Annotated in this window: 7 protein-coding genes and 2 tRNA genes; all 9 read right to left on the reverse strand. The window is 63.8% G+C overall.

Features of this window, described 5'->3' with window-relative positions:
- Window positions 1-17: 17 nt before the first annotated feature.
- Window positions 18-92: transfer RNA gene (locus tag ACEQXV_RS00070), tRNA-Gly, on the reverse strand.
- A 114-nt stretch (window positions 93-206) separates the two neighbouring features.
- Window positions 207-281, reverse strand: a tRNA-Gly gene (locus tag ACEQXV_RS00075).
- 59 nt (window positions 282-340) lie between these two features.
- Window positions 341-1,072, reverse strand: a complete 732-nt coding sequence (locus ACEQXV_RS00080) for a TerC family protein (RefSeq protein ID WP_370251082.1) — start codon at window positions 1,070-1,072, stop codon at window positions 341-343.
- 59 nt (window positions 1,073-1,131) lie between these two features.
- The gene (locus tag ACEQXV_RS00085) at window positions 1,132-2,139 is read right to left on the reverse strand and encodes an AEC family transporter (RefSeq protein WP_370267281.1); all 1,008 of its coding nucleotides are present in this window, start codon (window positions 2,137-2,139) and stop codon (window positions 1,132-1,134) included.
- 13 nt (window positions 2,140-2,152) lie between these two features.
- Window positions 2,153-2,539 carry an MAPEG family protein gene (locus tag ACEQXV_RS00090; protein WP_370254382.1) on the reverse strand — a complete coding sequence of 129 codons (387 nt, stop codon included), beginning with the start codon at window positions 2,537-2,539 and terminating at the stop codon, window positions 2,153-2,155.
- A 13-nt stretch (window positions 2,540-2,552) separates the two neighbouring features.
- Entirely contained in the window at window positions 2,553-3,347 is a 795-nt protein-coding gene (locus tag ACEQXV_RS00095) for a phosphodiesterase (protein ID WP_370267278.1), read from the reverse strand.
- A gap of 147 nt (window positions 3,348-3,494) precedes the next feature.
- On the reverse strand, window positions 3,495-4,184 hold the full coding sequence (locus ACEQXV_RS00100) for a hypothetical protein (RefSeq protein WP_370254380.1): 690 nt from the start codon (window positions 4,182-4,184) through the stop codon (window positions 3,495-3,497).
- A gap of 155 nt (window positions 4,185-4,339) precedes the next feature.
- A complete protein-coding gene (locus ACEQXV_RS00105; RefSeq protein WP_370254378.1) occupies window positions 4,340-4,993 on the reverse strand; it encodes a hypothetical protein in 654 nt (217 codons plus the stop codon).
- A gap of 166 nt (window positions 4,994-5,159) precedes the next feature.
- Window positions 5,160-8,379: pyruvate carboxylase (locus ACEQXV_RS00110; RefSeq protein ID WP_370267280.1), on the reverse strand; the 3,220-nt coding region annotated here is incomplete at its 5' end.

Here is an 8,379-nt window from a genome sequence, read left to right on the forward strand (position 1 = left end):
CCGGAGGCCTTTTTGATTGGAGCGGGCGATGAGATTCGAACTCACGACCCTTACCTTGGCAAGGTAATGCTCTACCCCTGAGCTACGCCCGCTCTGTGGAGGCGGTATTTAGTCGGCTGGCGGGAGGGCTGCAAGAGGAAAATCGCGGCTCTGCGTGGGCAGCACCAAATCAAAAAGGCCCCCGGAAAACCGGAGGCCTTTTTGATTGGAGCGGGCGATGAGATTCGAACTCACGACCCTTACCTTGGCAAGGTAATGCTCTACCCCTGAGCTACGCCCGCTCTGTGAGGGCGGTGTTTAGTCAGACCGCGCGGGGGCTGCAAGAGGAAAATCGCGCGCCTTACGCATTTTCCGCCAGCCGCCTGATCCGTGCCGCGCGCCACAGGTTCAGCATCTCGACCGCGCCGGCAAAGACCATCGCGGCGTAGATGAAGCCACGCTCGATATGGACGTGGAACCCGTCCGCCACCAGCGCCATGCCGACCATGACCAGGAAGGCCAGCGCCAGCATCTTGGTCGAGGGGTGTTTCTCGACGAAATCGGCAATCGGGGCGGCTGCGACCATCATGACGATGATGGCGATGATCACGGCGGCGATCATCACTTCCACGTGGTCGGCGATGCCCACGGCCGTAATGACCGAGTCGATCGAAAAGACGAGGTCCAGCAGCATGATCTGGAAGATGACCGAGGTGAAGGCGGCCTTGACCACGGTTTCCTCGGGCAGATGGATGCCGCCTTCGACCTCGTGGAAGATCTCGGTTGAGGCCTTGTAGAGCAGGAAGAGCCCCCCGGCGATCAGGATGATGTCGCGCCAGCTGATGTCGAGGCCCATCACGGTCATGATCGGTTGGCTGAGCCCGATGATCCAGGTGATCGACAGCAGCAGCAGGATGCGCAGCACCAGCGCGCCCGTGAGGCCCAGAACCCGCGCCCGTCGGCGCTGTTCGGGAGGCAGGCGACCCGCCGCGATGGAAATGAAGATGACGTTGTCGATGCCCAGGACGATTTCGAGCACCGTGAGGGTCAGGAAGGCGGCCCAGACTGCGGGGTCGGACAAAAGCTCGATCATCGTGGTCTCCGTGGTTGAAGTTGCACTCACATAGGTGGGCCGGGCCCCGGCACAATGGGTCAGCCGCCGCTTGCGGAAATAATCCACAGAAGCGACGAGATTGTCACGAAGGAGGCTGCCGTGGTGACCATCAGCGTGGCCGAGGTCAGCAGTTCGCGCCCGTAGGACAGGCCGAAAAGCGGGTAGATCGACAGCATCGGGCAGGCGGCGTTCACCACCGCGACCAGCAGGATTTCGCGCGGCAGGTCCGGCACCATGAGCGCGGCGGCCAGCACGAACAGGGGATGCAGGATCAGCTTGCCGGACAGGATCGCGCCCGCGGGCAGAACCATGCCGCGCACCGAGCGCGCCGCCGCCACCGTGCCCCCCACGGCAAAGAGCGCAATGGGCGAGGCGATCGGGCGCAGCATCTCGATCGGGCGCATCAGGGGGTCCGGCAAGGTCAGCCCCGACACCGAATAGGCCAGCGCCACCAGGATCGACAGGAAGATCGGGTTCCTGGTCAGTCCCTTGAGTGCGTTGAGAAAGCCTTGCAGCGGCGTGCTGTCGGTGCTGTCGCCTGCATCGGCGATGGCCAGAGCCAGCGGGATCAGGATCAGGTTTTCGAGGATCATCACCGTCGCGAAAGTGGTGATGGCCAGGTCTGGGTAGAGGATCGAGAGCAGCGGAAAGCCCACGAAGGCCGAATTCGACCCGGTCATGCCAAGCGCCATCAGCCCCACCAGCGACCAGCGCTGCCGGAAGACCAGCCGCGCGACCAGAACGCAGGCAAAGAAGAGCGCGAGCGACCCCGCGAGGTAAGCGGTGAACAGCCCGGTATGAAAGGTCTCGGACGGGGCGGCGGTGCCCACGGCGATGAAGATCAGCGCAGGCAGCGCGAAGCGCACCACGAATGTCGCGATGGCCTTGATGTCGGCGCCCGCGAAATAGCCGGTGCGCACCGACAGGAAGCCAAGCCCGATCAGCAGGTAGATGGGCAGGGTGATGGACAGGATCGTCGACAGGGGACCCGCGCCTCGCGATTGGTTGCCTTGTTCAGCATCGCAGATCGCGGGCGCGCCCGCCAGTGGCCAATCCGGCCTAGATCACCGCATGGGCGATATTGGCCAGTGCGGCCACGAGGATCATGCCTAGCGTCAGCAACATGCCCCAGACCCGTGCAGGCACGATCTGCGGGGTGGAGCCGAAGCCGAACGCATGCAGCACCCGGCCCGTGAAGAGCGACACGCCAAGCGCGTGAATGGCCCATCCCGGCGCGCCCTGAAGCTCCGCCGCGATCAGCAGAATGAGCCCCATGGTGGAATATTCCACGCAATTGGCCTGCACCCGCATCGCCTTGGCGACCGAGCGTTCGCCACCATCGCCCACGGACACGCCATGTTTGCGCCGCAGGGCGATCACGCGCCAGCTCAGGTGCAGGAACAGCAGGGCCAGAAGCCCCGCATAAAGTGCCGAAACAAGTGTCATGGGCGTCCCTTCCTCAGTGTTGGCCCACCTCCCCGGCAGGCAGGGTGAAATCCTCGAAATGCACCACCACATCGGCCCCAACGGTCAGGATGATGCCATAGGCACCGGGTTCGGCCACCGAATGGCCAAAACCGGGTGCCCCAAGCAGCATGGGCATCTGGTGGCAGGGGCTTTTGAAGACGGTGACAGGCAACCCGTCGACCGAAGCGGTGATGGTGCGGTGAATATGCCCGGCAAAGACATGCGCCACGTTGGCATGGGCTGCGAGCGTGGCGCGCAGCTCTGCGGCGTTCAAAAGACCGATGCCGTCCATCCCGGTAAACCCGGTGGCAAAGGGCGGATGATGCAGGAAGACAAGGCAGGGCCGCGTGTCGGCGGCAAGCGTGCGGGTCAACCAGTCCATCCGTTGCGGGCACAGCCGGCCTGCGTGCTGAACACTGGGCCTGAGCTCGTGCGTGTCGAGGCAAACCAGCCGCACATCGCCCGCGTCGATCACGCTTTGCACGAAGCCGTTCTCATCCGTCGCGGCACCGGGGAAGGCGGCGCGGAACGCCGCGCGGTTGTCGTGATTGCCGATCATCAGGGTGACGGGCCAGGGCAGGGCGCTCAGCAGGCTCTTGAGCCGGGCATATTCCGCGCCCCGGCCGTGATGGGTGAGGTCCCCCATCAGGATCAACCGATCCGCGTCGGGATGCACGCGCACTGCATGGGCCAGCCCCTGTGCCAGCCGCGCGCCGGGGTCGAGACCTATGATGGTCTCCCCTTCCAGGGTCAGGTGCAGGTCTGTCATGACAAGGATCTTGGCCATCGGGTGCCCCTGGTTTTTCCGTGCCCGCAAAGCTTAGCGTGCAGGGGCGTGGCGAAAAGGGGGAAGTCCCGCCCTGGGCATCCCAAAACGCAGAAAAAGGGCGGTCGGCTTTCGCCGTCCGCCCCGATGTTTTGATCTCAGCCGCGCTCAATTGGCAGAGATGTCGACGTTGTCGATGCCGAAGAACTCGTCGCCGATATGCTGGTTCGCGCCTGACGTCATTCCAAGCGCCAGCGTATCGCCGGGATCGTCGACCGTGATCGTCACCTGGGTCACGGAATCGCGCCACCTGGCCGGACCGGAGCCGCCCAGGTTCGTGCCTTCGGAAATGACCTCGGTGCTGACGGTGATGCCTTCCACGTCGGGCGTGATGAAGGTCATGGTCCCATTGTAGAGACCGCGGGCCAGGGTCACGGTTTCCCCGTTGGTGGTGATGGTCATCACCTCGTTGTCGAGGCTGTCGCCACCGATCAGGTCAAACGTGAGCGTGGCACTCTCCGCACCCGCGGGCACATCGAGCGTGATGCCGGTCGATTCACCCGGCCCAAGCACCAGCATGTCACCCAGGGCTTCGATCGGGGCCATGACGGTGCCCCCGACCCAACCGCCCATGTCACCATTGGTGAAGTTCATCGACGCGATCTGGGTCGAACCGAAAAGGCTGGAAATCATGTTGCTGCCAAGTTGGGCGTTAATGTCACCGCTCAGGTCGCTCATGCCCGTGGACACGACACCGACGGTGGCCATGCCAAGCCCGGTGATCCCTGCGGTCAGGACGACCCAGTCGACCGTGACGGCGCCGGAATCATCCGATAGGAAATGGTAGATTTTGTGCATACTTCATCCCTTGTTACTGCTCCATATCCCCCCCGGATATCCGGGAAATTCGGTTTAATTTGGCCCGGAACAGGCCGATTTGACGCTATTAGGGCGTCGTGGGTGTGGTTTTTCGGCAAGTGGCGCATGACCGGGCCTGCCGCTGGAAGGTCTGGTCAGAACCCCGGACTGCCGGTGGTGGACGCGTCGAAATTGTCGAGCCCCCAGAACTCGTCGCCGATCCCCTGATTGGCGTTCGACTGAAGTTCGAACTGGATGGCTTCGGTTGGCTGATCGACCGTGATCCGCACGCCAGCGACGGAATCGTTCCAGCCGCCATTGCCACCAAGCGCCCGCTCTTCAACCTCGACGGTTGCCTCGACGGTGGTGCCGTCAAGCTGCGGGATGTCGAAGGTCATGGTGTTGCCGCTGGCCAGTGCAATGGCGACGGGCACGCCGTTCAGCATCACGGTGGCGGTGTCGGTGCCCCATTGCGCGCTGTTGTCCAGGCTGTCGCCCGCGACCAGGTCGAATGTCATGACCGCTTCGCCCGCCCCTTCCGGAACATCGACGAGGAAGCCGGTCGACTGGCCCGGCCCGAGCACCATCAGTTCGCCAAGCTCGCCGCCCATATCCATCACCGCGCCGCCGATCCAGCCAAGGGCATTGCCGCCGGAGAAATCGAACGAGGCAATCTCGGTGCGCCCGTTGTTGAACATGTTCCAGCCGTCGGTGGCCAGCTGAGTGCCAATGTCGCCGGACAGGTCCTCGACCCCGACGCTGACCACCGCCATGGACGCCAGCCCAAGCCCGACGGTCGCAGCGGTCATCACGACCCAGTCGACCGTTACGGCCCCGGCGTCGTCGTAAAGAAATGCTTGAATGCCAAACAGGGCCTTCCCTCGTAATACTGCTCAGTTGGGCAAGCCTACGCGAGAAAATCGCTTAAAATTTGGCGGAAACCGGGCGAAGCGGTGCCGCTTCGCCCGGTTCTGTTCAACTCAGTTCCACCAGCAGGTCCTTGGCGTCGATCTGGCCACCGGGGGTGACGTGAACGGCAGAGACCACGGCGTCGCGTTCCGCGTGAATGCCGGTTTCCATCTTCATCGCCTCGATGGTCAGCAGCAGGTCGCCCTGTTTCACGCTTGCCCCGGCCTGCACCGCGACACTGGCCACCACGCCCGGCATCGGCGCGCCAATATGGTTGGGGTTGCCAAGCTCGGCCTTGGGCCGCTTGGCGGTGGAAGCCTGCACCTTGCGATTGGGCACGCGCACGACGCGGGGCTGGCCGTTCAGTTCGAAGAAGACCTTGACCTCGCCATCCTCGTTTGTCTCGCCCACGGCCTGCAACTGCACCACCAGCGTCTTGCCGGGGTCGATCTCGGCCTCGATCTCTTCACCCGGTTCCATGCCGTAGAAGAATGTCCTGGTGGGCAGGGTGCGCACCGGGCCGTAGATCGCGTGGCGTTCCCGGTAGTCGGTGAAGACCTTGGGATACATGAGGTAGCCGTTGAGATCCTCGTTATCGACGGGCTCGCCCACCTTCTTGATGACCTCTTTGCGCACGGCCTCCAGGTCCACCGGCGGCAGGTGCTTGCCCGGACGCTCGGTATTGGGGGCTTCGCCTTTCAGCACCTTCTGCACGATGCCATCGGGGAAGCCGCCCGGCGGCTGGCCCAGGTTGCCGCGCATCATGTCGATGACGGAATCGGGGAAGGCCACTTCGGTCTTGGGGTCTTCGACCTGTGCGCGGCTCAGCCCCTGGCTGACCATCATCAGCGCCATGTCGCCCACCACCTTGGAGGACGGCGTGACCTTCACGATGTCGCCGAACATCTGGTTCACGTCGGCATACATCTGCGCCACTTCGTGCCAGCGCTCTTCCAGGCCGAGGCTGCGGGCCTGTGCCTTGAGATTGGTGAACTGGCCACCCGGCATCTCGTGCAGGTAGACCTCGGAGGCCGGGGCCTGAAGACCGGACTCAAAGGCCGCATACTGCCCGCGAACGGCTTCGAAGTAGTCGCTGATCTCGCGGATCGCCTTGATGTCGAGCCCGGTATCGCGCTCGGTATGGCGCAGCGCCTCGACCACGGTGCCAAGGGTCGCCTGGCTGGTGTTGCCCGACAGGCTGTCCATCGCCGCATCGACCGCGTCGACGCCTGCCTCGGCGGCCGCGAGGATGGTGGCCGAGGCAATGCCAGCCGTGTCATGGGTGTGGAAGTGGATGGGCAGGCCCACCTCGTCCTTCAGCGCCTTGATGAGGATCTTGGCAGACGCGGGCTTCAAAAGCCCCGCCATGTCCTTGAGCCCCAGGACATGCGCGCCCGCATCGCGCAGGTCCTTGCCCATCTGGACATAGTATTTGAGGTCATACTTCGCCCGGTCTGGGTTCAGGATGTCGCCGGTGTAGCAGATCGTGCCTTCGCAGACCTTGCCGCTTTCCACCACCGCATCCATGGCGACCCGCATGTTCTCGACCCAGTTCAAACTGTCGAACACGCGGAACACGTCAACGCCGGTCTCGGCGGCCTGCGCCACGAAGCTTTGCACCACGTTATCGGGATAGTTGGTATAGCCCACCCCGTTCGAGGCGCGCAGCAACATCTGCGTCATGATGTTGGGCATCGCCTTGCGCAGGTCGCGCAGGCGCTGCCAGGGGCATTCCTGCAAGAAGCGGTAGGCCACGTCAAAGGTCGCCCCGCCCCAGCATTCCACGCTGAAGAGCTGCGGCAGGTTGCCAGCATAGGCAGGCGCGGCCTTGATCATGTCGATCGACCGCATCCGAGTTGCCAGGAGCGACTGGTGCCCGTCGCGCATGGTGGTGTCGGTGATAAGCAGCTGCTTCTGCGCCGCCATCCAGTCGGCCACCGCCTGCGGGCCTTTCTCATCCAGAAGCGTCTTGGTGCCCGGCGAGGGCGCGGCCTTGGGGGCAGGGGCCTTGGCGGGCTTGAGATCCGCTTTCGGCTTGGCGCGGCCCTCGGTTTCGGGATGCCCGTTCACCGTGATGTCGGCGATGTAGTTCAGGATCCGCGTCGCGCGATCGCGCTTGGGGCGGAAATCGAACAGCTCCGGCGTCTCGTCGATGAACTTGGTGGTGTACTGGTAATTCAGGAAAGTCGGGTGCTTGAGCAGGTTTTCCACGAAGGCAATGTTCGTGCTGACGCCCCGGATCCGGAATTCGCGCAAGGCCCGGTCCATCCGCGCGATCGCGGCCTCGGGCGTTGGCGCCCAGGCCGTCACCTTTTCCAGCAGGCTGTCATAGTAGCGCGTGATGACTGCACCCGAATAGGCCGTGCCTCCATCAAGGCGGATGCCCATGCCGGTCGCCCCGCGATAGGCGGTGATGCGGCCATAGTCGGGGATGAAGTTGTGGGTCGGATCCTCGGTGGTCACCCGGCACTGGATCGCGTGACCGTCCAGCTTCACGTCATACTGGCTGGCCGTGCCCGTGGCCTCGACCAGCGATTTGCCCTCGGCGATCAGGATCTGGGCGCGCACGATGTCGATACCAGTCACTTCCTCGGTGACGGTATGTTCGACCTGCACGCGGGGGTTAACCTCGATGAAGTAGAACTTGCCGGAGTCCATATCCATCAGGAACTCGACGGTGCCCGCGCATTCGTAGTTCACATGCTCGCAGATCTTCTTGCCCAGAAGGCAGATTTCCTCGCGCTGCGTCTGGCTGAGATAGGGGGCGGGCGCGCGTTCCACGACCTTCTGGTTGCGCCGCTGCACCGAGCAGTCCCGTTCGTAAAGGTGGTAGATGTTCCCGTGCTTGTCGCCCAGGATCTGCACCTCGACGTGGCGGGCGCGGGTGATCATCTTTTCGAGATAGCCCTCGCCATTGCCGAAAGCGGCCTCGGCCTCGCGCCGGCCCTCGCGCACTTTCTCTTCCAGTTCCTCGGGTTTCAGGATCGGGCGCATCCCGCGTCCGCCGCCGCCCCAACTTGCTTTCAGCATCAGGGGATAGCCGATCTCGGCCGCCTCGGCGCGGATCGCGTCCATGTCATCGCCCAGAACCTCGGTCGCGGGAATGACCGGCACACCCGCCTCGATCGCCACGCGCCGGGCGCTGGCCTTGTCGCCAAGCGCGCGCATGGTCTCGGCCTTGGGGCCGATGAAGGTGATACCGTTCTTTTCGCAGGCATCCACGAAGCGCGGATTTTCCGACAGAAGTCCGTAGCCCGGATGGATCGCGTCGGCGCCGCTGTCCTTG

Source organism: Nioella sp. (genome assembly GCF_964229645.1).
Lineage (GTDB): Bacteria > Pseudomonadota > Alphaproteobacteria > Rhodobacterales > Rhodobacteraceae > Nioella.